The organism is Acinetobacter sp. JADD-222 (assembly GCF_049310645.1).
On sequence record NZ_JBMOWI010000005.1, the window covers coordinates 59,115 to 72,584 of the forward strand.

A 13,470-nucleotide genomic window follows, 5' to 3' on the forward strand; every position below is an offset into this window, starting at 1 on the left:
TTTGTGTTTCAAGAGGGGCTGTGGTTGTTTGCTATGTATAAAGCTAGAAATCAAATGAGTGGCATATTTGTTGCTTCTTAAATTTGAGATTCTTGTTTATAGGACTGAACAGAAAAACAATATTGTTCAGCGACCTACATAGACGTAAATATTCCACAGTTCAGATTTTGCATAGAGGCTACTTATGGCGGCGCCCAATTCTTCGGCAGGCTGGTTAGAGCGTTTATTTAAGCTAAGCGACAATAAAACCACTTTCCGAACTGAAGTTCTTGCTGGTGTAACTACATTCTTAACGATGTGTTATATCATTATTGTCAATCCACTCATTTTATCTGAAACCGGCATGGATCATGGTGCCGTATTCGTTGCAACCTGTTTGGCAGCAGCAATCGGATGTTTAGTAATGGGGATCATTGCAAATTATCCAATCGCACTGGCCCCTGGTATGGGTTTAAACGCTTACTTTACCTACTCGGTTTGTATGGGGATGGGCGTGCCGTGGCAAACAGCTTTAGCGGCTGTTTTTGTTTCAGGCCTTGTTTTTCTTGCAATTAGCTTCTTTAAAATTCGTGAAGCGATTGTCAATGCGATTCCGATGTCACTTAAGTTTGCAATCGGTGGGGGTATTGGTTTATTCCTAGCACTGATTGCACTAAAAAATGCTGGAATCATTGTTGATAACCAAGCGACATTAGTCGGTTTAGGCGATATCAAACAGCCTACAGTATTATTAGCGCTATTCGGATTTTTAATGATTGTGGTTTTACACCAATTAAAAGTTCGCGGCGCAATCATTATTAGTATTTTAGTGGTTACGGCCATCGCTACTGCTTTAGGTTTAAATGAATTTAAGGGTGTAGTGGGTCAAATTCCTTCAATTGCACCAACATTCATGCAAATGGACTTTGAAGGTCTATTTACAGCAAGTATGGTGGGCGTCATTTTCGTATTCTTTATTGTCGACTTGTTCGACAGTACAGGTACTTTGGTTGGTGTTTCACACCGTGCAGGTCTTTTACAAGACGGTAAATTACCTCGTTTGAAGAAAGCATTATTTGCAGACTCTACTGCAATCGTTGCTGGTGCCGCATTAGGTACATCTTCAACTACACCATATATTGAATCAGCTTCAGGTGTAGCAGCAGGCGGACGTACTGGTTTAACTGCTGTTGTGGTTGCAGTCTTATTTATCTGCTGTTTATTTTTAGCACCTCTTGCTCAATCTGTACCAGGTTTTGCAACGGCGCCAGCTTTATTGTTTATTGGTGTGTTGATGATCCAAGGGATCACTCACATTGATTGGGATGATATTACTGAAGCTGTTCCAGCATTTTTAACCATTGTATTTATGCCATTCACTTATTCAATTGCTGATGGTATTGCAATGGGTTTTATTAGCTATGCATTAGTTAAATTATTCACGGGTAAGGCAAAAACTGTACCGTACATGGTATGGATTATTGCTGCGCTTTGGGTATTTAAATTTATCGCGTTTGGCGGTTAATATGATTTTTTATAATTTTCTTCTTGAGCTATTTTAGACATAGTTTTCAATAAGAAGAAAATTATAAAAGGGTGTGATTTTGACCACACCCTTTTTTCTTTAGACGTGGAGTTAATATGAATCAAGTCGAGCTGATTCGCGCCTTACCAAAAGCCGAATTGCATGTGCATATTGAAGGGACTTTTGAACCTGAATTAATGTTTGCAATTGCCCAGCGCAATCAGATTCAGATTCCTTACAAATCTGTTGAAGAAGTAAAGCAAGCTTATAACTTTCATAATCTTCAATCATTCTTAGATATTTACTATGCTGGCGCGAATGTTCTTGTACATGAACAAGACTTCTATGATTTAGCATGGGCTTATTTTGAGAAATGTGCCGAAGATCATGTCGTTCACACAGAAATGTTCTTTGATCCGCAAACCCACACAGACCGTGGTGTTGCGTTCTCAACTGTGATTAATGGTTTAAAGCGTGCGTGTGCAGATGCCAAAGCTAAGTTTGGTATCAGCTCTCAACTGATTATGTGTTTCTTACGTCATTTGAGTGAAGAAGCTGCATTTGAAACACTTGAACAGGCTTTGCCATTTAAACAAGATATTATTGCAGTCGGCCTTGATTCAAGTGAAGTAGGGCATCCGCCAGCTAAATTTGAACGTGTTTTTGCTAAGGCGCGTGAAGAAGGTTTCTTAATCGTTGCTCATGCTGGTGAAGAAGGTCCTCCTGAATATGTATGGGAAGCTTTAGATCTACTTAAAGTGAATCGTATTGATCATGGTGTGCGTTCTGAAGAGGATGAACAATTAATGACGCGTTTAATTAATGAAAAAATGCCATTAACGGTTTGTCCTTTAAGTAATTTAAAGCTATGTGTTGTTAAGGATATGAAAGATCACAATATACGCCGTCTTTTACAAAAAGGCGTACATGTGACGGTTAACTCAGATGATCCTTCATATTTTGGTGGATATATGAATGATAATTTCTTTGCCATCCAGCAAGCATTAGACTTAAACAATGATGAGTTGAAACAACTCGCAATTAACTCTTTTGAAGCCTCTTTCATTTCAGATGAAGAGAAACAAAAGTGGATTACAGAAATCCAAAAAATCTAAATAAAAAAACCGCCTGTGATAGGCGGTTTTTTTATACATCAGGTTTATTTAGGCTGTTTAGTCATACTATTTAAAATATTGTCTTTATCAATAAAGTGATGTTTTAAAGCTGCAAGTACATGCCCAACAACAAGAAAACCTGCAAACCAAGAAATATAAATATGTAATGGTTTAACAACAGCTAAAAGCTCTGGGTTATCTTGCACTAAACGCGGAATTTCAAATAAATATAAAACAGGGGCAGGGTGACCAGCACTCCAACTAAACAAGCAACCAGTGACAGGTAAAGCCACTAAAATTACATAAAGGAATAGATGACCCACGTGTGCCAGAGTTTTCATCATCGGTGACATGGTGTCAGGTAGTTTTGGAGCTGGATGTGTATAGCGCCATAAAATCCGGATAATTACTAAAAAGATAATTGTGGTTGCAATGTTCTTGTGCAACGTAATCACATCACCTTTAAAGCTGCCATCAACGTCATAGCTTAAAAAATTTCCACTATAAAAGCCAATAACCCATGCGACGATGAAAATGATTGCCATCACCCAATGCAGAATTTGTGCGGTACGGGTGTAATACTGAGAGGAAGCAGCAGGCATAAAAGACCCTTTTTTTGTCGTTTTGATTTGTGATTTTAGGGGAAAGCGCAGATTTTGAGAAATGTTTTAAATGTGACAGAGCGTGCTAAAAACAGAACGTTTTACTGCATAAAAAAGCATTTGATGAGCTGAGTTTCGGTCGGCAAAATAGTTTGCATAAATGCATCAAATTATTTGTTTCTTCTAAAGTTGAGTTTAGGCACAATACGCGCTGCCAACGTTCAATCAAAGGAAAAAATGATGAAAAAATTGATGCTCGCTCTAGCACCAGTTGTTTTAGCTTTAACAGCATGTGCAACAACTACAGGCACTGGTACAGGTGCTGCTTCTGCACAAACCACAACTCAACAATTAGGCGTTGCTGCGTTAAAGGTTGCTGTAAATGCGAAATGTATTACAGAGATTAATAATGTTGCAGCTTGGAAAACAGCAACAAAATATATGACTGCTGAGCAACGTGATAGCATCCAAACCAATGTTTGTGGTTGTGTGAGCGAAAAGGCTCCAAACAGTGTGACAGCAGTAGAATTAGCTGCAGCTGCACTTGATGTAAATACACGTGCTACAATCGTAAACCAAGTGGTTTCTAAAACTGTAAATGCTTGTGTGGCAGAAGCTTTACAAAAGTAATTAATAAATTATGTGTTAAAGAAGGCTGATTACTATTGATCAGCCTCTTTTATTTAAAGGTAGTGAGTCGATGTTTATTGCTGGTGTAGATGAGGCAGGACGGGGGCCTTTAGTAGGTTCGGTTGTGGCAGCAGCTGTGATTTTAGATCCGAATAATCCAATTTTAGGATTAAATGATTCTAAAAAATTAACTGAAAAGAAACGTGAAAAGTTGTTTATTGAAATACAAGAAAAAGCCTTAGCTTGGTCAATTGCTGAAGCAACTCATGCTGAAATTGATGAACTAAATATTTTACAGGCGACTTTTTTGGCTATGCAGCGCGCTGTTGATGGCTTGAAAACTCAACCTCAAAAAGTGATTGTCGATGGTAATCAAATTCCGAAAGGAATTATTATTCCTTGTGAAGCCATTGTGGGTGGAGATGCAAGCCATGCTGAAATTAGTGCAGCAAGTATCTTGGCAAAAGTCACGCGTGATCGACAAATGGCAGAATTAGATCAGCAATATCCGTTATTTGGTTTTGCCAAACATAAAGGATATCCAACCAAAGCGCATTTTGAAGCGATTGCTGTGCATGGCGTGATTGATCAGCATCGTCGTAGTTACGCACCTGTTAAACGTGCTTTAGGTCTATAAATACAACCACTTAAAAAATTTAAAGCGACTATAAAGTCGCTTTAATTAGGGAGAGAACAACTTCATACTAACGATTGAAGTTTTTCTGTGCATAATTATCATCTTCATAAGAAACTTGATAATCTTGATCAAGATGTTGAAGGTGTTCATGCATTGCACGTTCATGTTGAATACGTTGATAAATTTCTTCGCGATGAACAGAAACCTCTTTTGGTGCATTCACACCAATACGAACCTGGTTTCCTTTGACGCCAAGCACAGTAACACTGACTTGATCCCCAATCATTAATGTTTCCCCGACACGGCGGGTCAGAATCAGCATGTTTATCTCCTTGCTAAACGCTTAAAACTGCAATATTGGTACCCAAATAAAAAGCTCAACCTCAGTTTTCAGTCAGATTCTAACAGAAATATGAGAACAAAGTCATATTTTGATAATCTCTGCTAAAAAACTTTCCGTTTAATATAACAGAGCCGCTATAAAAAAAACTATAGCGGCTCTGTGTTTTCTTTGATTATTGTCGGACAAGTAAACATTTTTTAATGAATTCTTGACCGGTTGGTAAAATTAAGCGCGGGCGCTGCTTTCACCATGTTCACGATCCAAACCAAAAGCGGTATGTAAGCAGCGAACAGCAAGTTCAAGGTATTTCTCGTCGATAATCACAGAAACTTTAATTTCAGAAGTTGAAATCATAAGAATGTTGATACCTTCATCAGCAAGGGCAGTGAACATTTTGCTCGCTACACCTGCGTGTGAACGCATACCTACACCAACGATAGACACTTTAACGATGTCATCACGTGTTGAAACTTCACGTGCGCCAATATTTTTAGCAGTTTCGTTTAAGATTTTTTCAGCTTTCGCTAAATCAACACGGTTTACAGTGAAAGTGAAATCTGTTGTGCCATCTTCTTCAACATTTTGCACTATCATATCGACTTCGATATTGGCATCACTTACTGGTGATAAGATTTTAGAAGCAATGCCTGGTTCATCAGGTACACCTAAAATCGTTAATTTTGCTTCGTCACGGTTAAAAGCAATACCTGCAATAATTGGCTGTTCCATAGTATCTTCTGCCTCAGTAGTAATGAGTGTACCTACATTTTCTTTAAATTCGTCGTCAAAAACGCCGTCGTCGTCATTATCAAAGCTTGATAATACACGTAAAGGAACTTGATATTTCCCGGCAAACTCTACTGAGCGAATTTGTAAAACTTTAGAACCTAATGATGCCATTTCTAGCATTTCTTCAAAAGAAATACGGTCGATTTTTTTGGCTTTAGGAGCAACGCGAGGGTCAGTGGTGTAAACACCATCTACATCAGTGTAAATCTGGCATTCGTCAGCTTTTAAAGCAGCAGCAAGAGCAACACCTGAAGTATCTGAACCACCTCGACCTAGTGTTGTGGTATTTCCATTGGCATCAAAGCCTTGGAAACCAGCAACCACAATAACACGGCCTGCATCTAGGTCATTGGTCATGACATCTGTATCAATAGACTCGATACGCGCCTTGGTAAATGCACTGTCAGTTTTAATACCGACTTGACGTCCGGTATAGGATTTAGCTTCCACACCAATCGAATTAAGTGCCATAGCTAACATGGAAATCGTCACCTGTTCACCGGTTGAAACCATTTGGTCTAACTCACGTGGGTCAGGTGTTTCGGTAATGGCTTTAGCGAGAGCAAGTAAGCGGTTTGTTTCACCACTCATTGCAGATACGACCACAACAACCTTGTGACCGTGATCATGCCAACGCTTCACACGACGAGCAACATTTAAAATGCGCTCGGGGGTACCCATAGAAGTACCGCCATATTTTTGAACGATTAATGCCATATCGCCTAAACCCTTATAATTAAACGGGAAAAGTATATTCTTGCTTCCTTGGTTTCATTATATGTACACCATTATGTACATAAATGAAATTGCTGAGTTTATCTAGCAAGCCGTGATTCGGCGGACAGTATATAGTAACGTAAATATGCTAACAATCATTGATCTGGACTAATTTCATCAAGTTTGCTGATTGTTAGCTTCGGTACAACTTATATAGCTTTTTTTAGTTGCTTCTTTTGCTGGCATTCTTCCTCCCACTTCATTACATCAGTAGCGAGGTATCTTTTCATTGTCCCGCCTTCAGAACTTAAAGCTGGGGCTGGGAAGGGAATACCCCAAGGAGTGTTAATTTCCCACCGATTAAGTGTGCGTTTAGTAATATGAAACATCTCACACACATTGTTAGATGTCAGATATTTATCCACATTAGCCCTCCTTACTTTCCGCTTTTCTAAAATCAGTGCCTTCTGGATCTATCCCAAAATATTCACAAATTTCTGTAGCTTTTGTCGCACCTGGCCCATGTCTGGAGACATGAACCCAATTCAAAACGTACTTTGGCTTTTTACTATTCATGAGAGCCATTAGATAAAGTTGCTCAAAATCGAGACTACTCATTCTTCACCAACCCTTTCAATCACTGTTTGGATTGCTTTCAAAGTCATGTCTTGATCAACTGGATTCATCAAAAGTGTTGTGATGTGCCAGCACTTAGTTTGATATTTTTGTGCATCTGCTTTGTGAGCTTTGGCTTTTTCTAGCTCTGCTCTAAGTTCATTAATTTCTGCCTGTTTTAATTCAGCACAAGCTTTCCACAAATCCCAATCTCTGCAGAAAAACTCTTCTTTCTCTATTCTGGCCTTTGCAGCCATGTAGAGCTCTCGTTCCTTATTCAAATCTGTCATGTCATCACCCAATTACTGTAAATTTGAAATTCTTTAAGTTAATAGCAGTCATCTTGTTGCAGTGCTGACACTTGGTTCTTGCTTTCCATGCCTTAAACATCTCGTGTTTTAGATATGATTTATTGGCGTATTCCTCAGAGGAAGGATCTAAAGGCAATTCACCATGTCTTTTAAAAAAATAAGCATCAAAATCTTCAAGTTCTTGGTTTAGGTCAATCATTTACGCCACCATCTCTGCATATTCTTCTTTAGTCCACTCAACAAACTCTTTATAAAGCTGCTGGGCGGGTTTATTTAACCGGTTGTTGTAGTCGATCGTGATGCGGCGCCAAGCGACTGGTACCGCATAATGTTTGGTTAGAAACATTGCTTGATCCATGCCTTGCCGGACTATTACGTAGCCCAGCAATTGCAAGTAGTACATAAAACCAAGCATGTGTTTTTGGCTCACTTTCTTGTACTGATCTTTCATGTTAGAAACCGTCCACTAATAAATAATCAGGGGTAGATTCTTGTTGAGTAGGTGTAGGATTCTCTAATTCATAGCGGCGTTTTCTCACATACCCCATTAGCTTCGGTTGAATCTGCGGATCTCGTGCAGCCACGTCTATTTCCAAAGCATCTAGCGTTGTAAGGTCTGGTGCAGTTTGGATTTGAACCATTAAAGAGGGTGGCTCATTCGCAGATGCCTTTTCTTTTTCTAGCTCTTCAAGACGTTTGTGAGTGGCGAGAAGGATAGGCTTCATTTGTTCGTCATCCCATGTGCGGGTATAACGATAAACCGCATTTACTTCTGCAGGTGTTTTTGACTCTTTTACACGCTGTAGAAGAGTATCTAGGGTTTGCTGATATTCTGGATCTACTTTAGGCTCGTTAGTTTCTGGAACTAATAGATCCTCGGATGATGAAACATAAGACCCCTCAGTAACAACAATTGCACTATCGAGATCCTCTTTTAAATCTTTAGTAGGCTCTTCAATTACTGTTTTTTCAGTATTAACCTGAGGTGATTTCTCAACTTCATTTTCTAAAGGCTTTTCTTCTTCAACTTCATCAGTTGGCTTGTTCAGAAGTTTGAGCATATCTTCAGCAAACTCACCACCACTGACTTTAATAATCGCGCAGCAATGAGCAAAAGCATTATCAAAACTTGAGTGGACTTGGCCATGCTGAAGCATGCGTAATTGTCCTTTTGAACCATTCCACTTAAACTGCTGCACACCTAATTCAACAGTTGGACTTGGGTAAGAGCAAGTAGAACCTTTAGCAGGCGCTTCTCTTAATGGTTCTGGTACCTCAAACTCGCCAATAAAAATAGTTCTAGGCTTTAATTGAAATTCGAATTTATCAAAAACATCAAAGCCAAAGTCATAAGGGTTAAATGGTTCCCAGCCATTACGCTCAGTATTATTTACTAAAAGTAATTCACCGTTGGCCCAAGCAAGTTTAGCTTCAACTTTATTTAGTATTTTCATGCTGTCATCCCCGTTTTCGCTAAGGTTTCAATGTCTTGTTTAACTGCCTTAAGTTTTGCTGCTTCAATTTGAATAAGGGCATCGATACCTAAGTGCTCACATACTGTTTTTACGTCTAGGCCACGTTCAGCAATAAAGTTTTGAAGTTCGTCTCTTTGTTGATCTGAGATGCCGTTAAATTCAGGGGGACTAATCCAAGTGCCACGTTGTTTATCAAACGTGCAATTCAATGCTTTAGCTCTCATTAACATTGCTTGTCGCATGTTCTGGTAATACATGTGTTCTTTATCAAGCGACTCAGTTAATTGATTAAGGTCACCTGCATGCTCTGCTTCCTCACAGCTTTGTTTCCAGTTTTCTAGCTCTTCTTGGGCTTTAGCTGCTGCAAGTTGTGCAGGCGTTAAGGTGTTAATGTGATCTTTAGCTTGAGTAATCAGGTCAGCCAAGAAAGTAGGGTGTGCTTTAAGATCAGGTACCCATACTTCACCGGTTTCACCGCCTAAAGCACCTGAGTTTTTCGCATGATGTGTAGGCGAAGGTTTGAAATTAATAACGCGGGCATTTTTACCTTCACCAGTAGTAACAGTTGTTAGATAACCCATGACATCTGCGATACGGTAAAGCTCGTTACGGTTTTTACCACCTAGATCTGGTCGGTAAATAATTTGATCACCGTTTTGATCTTCTGATGCGTGTGCAATGAAAACAACATCTTTACCTAAACTGATCAAAGTATTGATGTATTGCTTGAACGTTTGGTTCGCTAAACCTTGAGCCTTTAACTTTAAAGAACCATCTTTTTGACGGTTATTTGCCGTAAGTAACAGGTGGGTTTTAATGCATTCAAGCATTGCACCCACGGTATCAATGACAACGGTTTTATATGGTGCTAAGTCCTGCGGAGTAAGGTTTGCAACATCACTCCATTGTTGAACCTGTACAACCGCACCGCGACGTAGTTCACCAGTACGGTGAGCACCACGGTCAAAGTCAAAAGATATAGCTTTTTCCGCAGTAAAGCCCATTGATGATTTACCCAAGCCCGGATCAGCATAGAGATACACAATAATTGCTTGAACTAATAAAGTTTGGTCAGCAGTAATAATAGGTAGAGCCATTTTTCTTATCCTTATTTTAAACCCGTAAAGCCGCGCTTTTTCTTATAAGCTCTGCGGTCATATGAAGGGATGTGTGAGCCAGCTAAATCCTTAGCAAGTTGCTTTGAGCGCTGAAATTTAATCTCATTCATTAAGGATGCGTAAACCTTAGGGCGCTTTGCCTTAAATTCTTCGACATTTAAAGGAGTCTTCACTTCACCTTTTACTGTGTACAGCACACTACCGTTTGCATTAGCTGCATAAACAGTCCAGCCGATACGTACAGAGTAGAGACCTGTTAAACGGTCAAGGCCGATATAGGCTTTAACACCGTCTGGATGTGGTTTGAATTGAGCATTCATGATTAGCCTCCCATCATCCAAGATGCAGCGGCTACAGCAACCACCCAAAGAACGAATGAAAGGGCAATGAATATAAGAAAGTCGATGACATTCGCTTTAATGGTGGCGAAACGAGAAGGGCGCTGTTCTTCAACAGTTGGGTGCTGATATAAGCGTGATGTGGTTTGACTAGGAATAGGGTTTTGTTTCATACTTACCTCGCAGTTTTGCAAAGCCCCGTCGCCGTCCAAAGTTTCGGGGCTTTTTATTATCTATGAGGCAAAGGTAAGTTATCTTACTTTTTATGTCAATAAGTAATTTAAATTACTTTTTTGTGCTGTTAATTAAGTATATTTAGTTGAAAAAGTCATTCTTATTAGATTAAGATTATACTAGGCTAGTTTTAGCTTTGAATTAATGAAGAAGGGGAAAAGTTGATGTCGCCTGAGCCTAAAGTATTAACTGCTATAGACTTATTTTGTGGCGCTGGTGGCTTAACAGAAGGGTTAAAACAGGCTGGCTTTAAAGTTTTAGCAGGAGTAGAAATCAATCCTATAGCATCTGAAACATATCGTTTAAATCATCCAAAATCTTTTTGTTTTGAAAAAGATATAAAAGAAATATCATCAAAAACTATATTAGAAAATTTAAACCTAAAGGTCGGTGAGCTTGACCTATTAGCTGGTTGCCCTCCATGTCAGGGATTTTCTTCATTAAGGACACGAAATAAATCAATATCTTTAGATGATGCCAGAAATGATCTTGTGTTTGAATTCCTGCGATTAACTGAAGAATTAATGCCAAAGTGTGTAATGCTAGAAAATGTACCTTCCTTGGCAAAAGATGAAAGAATTTTTATCGTTATTTCGAAATTAAAATCTCTAGGGTATTATATTGATGATACATCGCTACTTGTAGAAGATGTTTCGAATTATAGTGTGCCGCAACGAAGACGCAGAATGATTCTAAAAGCATCAAGATTGGGCAATATAGCTTTAACACAAAAGAAAGATATAAAAGTAACAGTTAGGGAGTGCTTTTCTAAAGCTAACTTAAAGCAAGTTGGAAAATCTAATGATTTTTTACATGACTATGAACAAAAGAGATCACCAAAAGTACAAGAAATAATTCGTTCTATTCCTAAAGATGGTGGAAGTAGAGTAGATTTACCAGAGCACCTAATTTTAGATTGCCATAAAAGAAATCCTAACAGTTTTATGGATGTTTATGGTCGAATGAAGTGGGATGCGGTTGCCCCAACTATAACTGGTGGATGTAATTCACCATCTAAAGGACGATTTTTGCATCCTGAAGAGGATCGTTGTATCACTTTGAGAGAGGCTGCTTTATTGCAGACCTTCCCAGTAGATTATAAATTTCCTAAGGTGAGCCAATCTGCAATTGCTTTAATGATTGGTAATGCTTTGCCACCTGAGTTTATTCGTCAACATGCTGTTTCTCTAAAAAATCATTTATTAGCTTGAGAGAAAGCACTAGTTATTGAAATACTAATATTTTTTAGGTCAGGATCTTCCTTGGGAATCCCATTTAATAACAAACGTTGGATAGTAAATATTTCGCTTGAAGTTAGGTCTGTAGTATCGGGGTAAAGCTGCATACTAAGTTTTCTAAACTTTAATTTGAAATCTACTTTTTCGTTATCTACATCAGATTCCTCTATTAAAGTATTTTTAATAGGAGAATCTGATTTTGTCCATATGAATCCTTCTGGATTAAGTTCTGTTGGCAAATAAAATACATGATTTTTGAACCAATCTAGTAGTTGTATATTTCTTTTAATAATAGTTTCTTCATTTTCATTACTATCTTTTGGAATTAATAATTCTCCGCCTGCAAACTTATTTAATAGACTTTCGACTTCAAGTAATTGAGTTCTAGTTAAAGATTCTGATTCTGGAAGATCTATTTTTTTTTGGTCGCCATCTAGAAAAATAAATAGATTTTTAGAATTCTCTAAAGCGCTTGATATACCAGAATTATTTAGAATATCGAAAGCTCCTCCACCGTAGTATTTTAAATCAATATTTTCTTTAATATATTTTTCAGCATCATGTAAAGCATATTGAACTAATTCTTTAGCTAAAATATCTTCAACTATAAATGTAGTTTTTGTTGGTATAGGTTCACCAATGTAATGAAATGCTTCAGAGGAAGAACATGATTGTTTAATAACTTTCGTTTGATCACTAATAGGATCATTAATTAAGACTTTAATACTTTCATCAGGTAGCTTGCGTACAAAGCTTGGAGAATGTGAAGCTATGACAGTTTGAAGTTTTTTTCTTAAAGTTTGCTCTACAATAAATTCTAATAGTTTTTCTTGAGCCCCAGGGTGTAAAGAAACTTCTGGTTCGTCCAGTAATATTAAGGTAAACGGTTTAGCATCTAAGATTTCTTTAACAATTCTGATTACAGCATATTCACCACTCCCAGCGAAGGCTTCACTATAATTAATTGAATTTCTAATAAATTTGCATGTATAACCTTCACAATTATAAAAGGTATGTTTTACAAGCTTAATCTCGGTATAGTTTGTACCCAAAATATAAGAAACATACTCTAAGCCTTGTTCAGATAGACTACTATTTTCTGTTACACGTGGTTTTTGTCTATAAATTAGTTTCTCAGTACCCTTATTAATAACATCATTCAAAACTCGCGAATATCTTCTAATAGTGGCTCTTCTTTCTTTAACATTAAACTTCCCTGGGTTTGAATCACCATAATAATAAAATTTATCAAAAGCACTGATTGATTCCCTAAATGTTAAGTAAATAGGTTTTGGTTTTTTTATTTTTGACCATCTTTGTTTGTCAAGTCCCCAAAATTTAAGAGTAGCTGAGTCTGTAGGCAAAGGAGTCATTTGGTATTTAGCTGTAAATTTACCAGTTTCCCAGTAATCTGGGTCATCTTTGCGATATGTTTTTACATAAAGGACTTGAGCATCATTCTCAATACCATTTTTTTCGACAGTATATCCGTATACAAAACAGGGAAGATTTGGTTTGTGTCGAATAGGATCAATATGAGTAGAAAACCATCTATTTCCTAAAGAGACATTAGGGCAACAAGCTTCCAAAGCTTTCAATATTGAACTCTTATTAGTGCCGTTAGCTCCTACTAATACAGTGATTGGAAAATTTAAATCAATTCTTGTGAATGGAGTTAGATTCTTGAAATGTGGAAAATAAATATATTCGATATAAGGTCTAAACTTATTTTTGCTTTTCTCTTCTGAAATTTTAGTTAAATTCTGTTCTATCTTATAACAACTAATTGCCACGATATAGTTTT

18 protein-coding genes are annotated in these 13,470 nt (G+C 37.8%); 5 read left to right on the forward strand and 13 right to left on the reverse strand.

Annotated features, from left to right (window positions below; translation table 11 throughout):
• Positions 1-184 precede the first annotated feature (184 nt).
• Both ACO6UW_RS06310 and ACO6UW_RS06315 read left to right on the forward strand, forming a co-directional pair.
• Positions 185-1,504 carry an NCS2 family permease gene (locus tag ACO6UW_RS06310; protein ID WP_005070381.1) on the forward strand — a complete coding sequence of 440 codons (1,320 nt, stop codon included), beginning with the start codon at positions 185-187 and terminating at the stop codon, positions 1,502-1,504.
• A gap of 116 nt (positions 1,505-1,620) precedes the next feature.
• Positions 1,621-2,619 carry an adenosine deaminase gene (locus tag ACO6UW_RS06315; RefSeq protein WP_057062411.1) on the forward strand — a complete coding sequence of 333 codons (999 nt, stop codon included), beginning with the start codon at positions 1,621-1,623 and terminating at the stop codon, positions 2,617-2,619.
• Positions 2,620-2,663: 44 nt separating this feature from the next.
• Here ACO6UW_RS06315 and ACO6UW_RS06320 read toward each other — a convergent pair whose 3' ends face one another.
• On the reverse strand, positions 2,664-3,221 hold the full coding sequence (locus ACO6UW_RS06320) for a cytochrome b (protein WP_057062410.1): 558 nt from the start codon (positions 3,219-3,221) through the stop codon (positions 2,664-2,666).
• Positions 3,222-3,461: 240 nt separating this feature from the next.
• On the opposite strand from ACO6UW_RS06320, the gene ACO6UW_RS06325 reads away from it, so the two are divergent.
• Complete coding sequence (locus ACO6UW_RS06325; protein ID WP_005076998.1) at positions 3,462-3,851, forward strand: hypothetical protein; 390 nt, start codon at positions 3,462-3,464, stop codon at positions 3,849-3,851.
• 70 nt (positions 3,852-3,921) lie between these two features.
• The gene (rnhB, locus tag ACO6UW_RS06330; RefSeq protein WP_002163155.1) at positions 3,922-4,488 is read left to right on the forward strand and encodes a ribonuclease HII; all 567 of its coding nucleotides are present in this window, start codon (positions 3,922-3,924) and stop codon (positions 4,486-4,488) included.
• Positions 4,489-4,555: 67 nt separating this feature from the next.
• Here rnhB and csrA read toward each other — a convergent pair whose 3' ends face one another.
• The 11 genes from csrA to ACO6UW_RS06385 all read right to left on the reverse strand — a co-directional run bounded on the left by csrA (position 4,556) and on the right by ACO6UW_RS06385 (position 10,367).
• A complete protein-coding gene (csrA, locus tag ACO6UW_RS06335) occupies positions 4,556-4,810 on the reverse strand; it encodes a carbon storage regulator CsrA (RefSeq protein ID WP_000906487.1) in 255 nt (84 codons plus the stop codon).
• Between the two features lie 246 nt (positions 4,811-5,056).
• A complete protein-coding gene (locus tag ACO6UW_RS06340) occupies positions 5,057-6,337 on the reverse strand; it encodes an aspartate kinase (protein WP_002115333.1) in 1,281 nt (426 codons plus the stop codon).
• 209 nt (positions 6,338-6,546) lie between these two features.
• On the reverse strand, positions 6,547-6,762 hold the full coding sequence (locus ACO6UW_RS06345; protein ID WP_000362184.1) for a hypothetical protein: 216 nt from the start codon (positions 6,760-6,762) through the stop codon (positions 6,547-6,549).
• A 1-nt stretch (position 6,763) separates the two neighbouring features.
• Complete coding sequence (locus ACO6UW_RS06350) at positions 6,764-6,955, reverse strand: hypothetical protein (RefSeq protein WP_057070962.1); 192 nt, start codon at positions 6,953-6,955, stop codon at positions 6,764-6,766.
• A complete protein-coding gene (locus ACO6UW_RS06355; protein ID WP_252516446.1) occupies positions 6,952-7,242 on the reverse strand; it encodes a hypothetical protein in 291 nt (96 codons plus the stop codon). Before ACO6UW_RS06355 ends, ACO6UW_RS06350 begins: the two co-directional genes overlap by 4 nt.
• Before the next feature lie 4 nt (positions 7,243-7,246).
• Positions 7,247-7,462, reverse strand: coding sequence for a hypothetical protein (locus tag ACO6UW_RS06360; RefSeq protein ID WP_206245053.1), 216 nt, complete (start codon positions 7,460-7,462; stop codon positions 7,247-7,249).
• Positions 7,463-7,714 carry a hypothetical protein gene (locus tag ACO6UW_RS06365; RefSeq protein ID WP_000654850.1) on the reverse strand — a complete coding sequence of 84 codons (252 nt, stop codon included), beginning with the start codon at positions 7,712-7,714 and terminating at the stop codon, positions 7,463-7,465.
• A 1-nt stretch (position 7,715) separates the two neighbouring features.
• On the reverse strand, positions 7,716-8,717 hold the full coding sequence (locus ACO6UW_RS06370) for a hypothetical protein (RefSeq protein WP_206245046.1): 1,002 nt from the start codon (positions 8,715-8,717) through the stop codon (positions 7,716-7,718).
• Entirely contained in the window at positions 8,714-9,835 is a 1,122-nt protein-coding gene (locus tag ACO6UW_RS06375; RefSeq protein WP_001207477.1) for an ATP-binding protein, read from the reverse strand. Before ACO6UW_RS06375 ends, ACO6UW_RS06370 begins: the two co-directional genes overlap by 4 nt.
• 11 nt (positions 9,836-9,846) lie before the next feature.
• Positions 9,847-10,176, reverse strand: coding sequence for a hypothetical protein (locus tag ACO6UW_RS06380; protein WP_071224758.1), 330 nt, complete (start codon positions 10,174-10,176; stop codon positions 9,847-9,849).
• Between the two features lie 2 nt (positions 10,177-10,178).
• The gene (locus tag ACO6UW_RS06385) at positions 10,179-10,367 is read right to left on the reverse strand and encodes a hypothetical protein (RefSeq protein WP_071224759.1); all 189 of its coding nucleotides are present in this window, start codon (positions 10,365-10,367) and stop codon (positions 10,179-10,181) included.
• A 225-nt stretch (positions 10,368-10,592) separates the two neighbouring features.
• On the opposite strand from ACO6UW_RS06385, the gene ACO6UW_RS06390 reads away from it, so the two are divergent.
• A complete protein-coding gene (locus ACO6UW_RS06390) occupies positions 10,593-11,639 on the forward strand; it encodes a DNA cytosine methyltransferase (protein ID WP_071224760.1) in 1,047 nt (348 codons plus the stop codon).
• On the opposite strand, the gene ACO6UW_RS06395 is transcribed toward ACO6UW_RS06390, so the two are convergent.
• Positions 11,624-13,459: an ATP-dependent nuclease gene (locus ACO6UW_RS06395; protein WP_071224761.1), complete on the reverse strand. Its 1,836-nt coding sequence runs from the start codon at positions 13,457-13,459 to the stop codon at positions 11,624-11,626. The two genes, ACO6UW_RS06390 and ACO6UW_RS06395, sit on opposite strands and share 16 nt — an antisense overlap.
• Positions 13,460-13,470: the final 11 nt, after the last annotated feature.

Bases quoted from the DNA above. Each gene is read 5' to 3' on its own strand.
- ACO6UW_RS06310 (WP_005070381.1), top strand. From the start codon at position 185: ATGGCGGCGCCCAATTCTTCGGCAGGCTGGTTAGAGCGTTTATTTAAG.
- ACO6UW_RS06340 (WP_002115333.1), bottom strand. From the start codon at position 6,337: ATGGCATTAATCGTTCAAAAATATGGCGGTACTTCTATGGGTACCCCC.
- ACO6UW_RS06370 (WP_206245046.1), bottom strand. From the start codon at position 8,717: ATGAAAATACTAAATAAAGTTGAAGCTAAACTTGCTTGGGCCAACGGT.
- ACO6UW_RS06360 (WP_206245053.1), bottom strand. From the start codon at position 7,462: ATGATTGACCTAAACCAAGAACTTGAAGATTTTGATGCTTATTTTTTT.
- ACO6UW_RS06315 (WP_057062411.1), top strand. From the start codon at position 1,621: ATGAATCAAGTCGAGCTGATTCGCGCCTTACCAAAAGCCGAATTGCAT.
- ACO6UW_RS06320 (WP_057062410.1), bottom strand. From the start codon at position 3,221: ATGCCTGCTGCTTCCTCTCAGTATTACACCCGTACCGCACAAATTCTG.
- ACO6UW_RS06350 (WP_057070962.1), bottom strand. From the start codon at position 6,955: ATGAGTAGTCTCGATTTTGAGCAACTTTATCTAATGGCTCTCATGAAT.
- ACO6UW_RS06385 (WP_071224759.1), bottom strand. From the start codon at position 10,367: ATGAAACAAAACCCTATTCCTAGTCAAACCACATCACGCTTATATCAG.
- ACO6UW_RS06380 (WP_071224758.1), bottom strand. From the start codon at position 10,176: ATGAATGCTCAATTCAAACCACATCCAGACGGTGTTAAAGCCTATATC.
- ACO6UW_RS06325 (WP_005076998.1), top strand. From the start codon at position 3,462: ATGAAAAAATTGATGCTCGCTCTAGCACCAGTTGTTTTAGCTTTAACA.
- csrA (WP_000906487.1), bottom strand. From the start codon at position 4,810: ATGCTGATTCTGACCCGCCGTGTCGGGGAAACATTAATGATTGGGGAT.
- ACO6UW_RS06355 (WP_252516446.1), bottom strand. From the start codon at position 7,242: ATGACAGATTTGAATAAGGAACGAGAGCTCTACATGGCTGCAAAGGCC.
- ACO6UW_RS06375 (WP_001207477.1), bottom strand. From the start codon at position 9,835: ATGGCTCTACCTATTATTACTGCTGACCAAACTTTATTAGTTCAAGCA.
- rnhB (WP_002163155.1), top strand. From the start codon at position 3,922: ATGTTTATTGCTGGTGTAGATGAGGCAGGACGGGGGCCTTTAGTAGGT.
- ACO6UW_RS06390 (WP_071224760.1), top strand. From the start codon at position 10,593: ATGTCGCCTGAGCCTAAAGTATTAACTGCTATAGACTTATTTTGTGGC.
- ACO6UW_RS06365 (WP_000654850.1), bottom strand. From the start codon at position 7,714: ATGAAAGATCAGTACAAGAAAGTGAGCCAAAAACACATGCTTGGTTTT.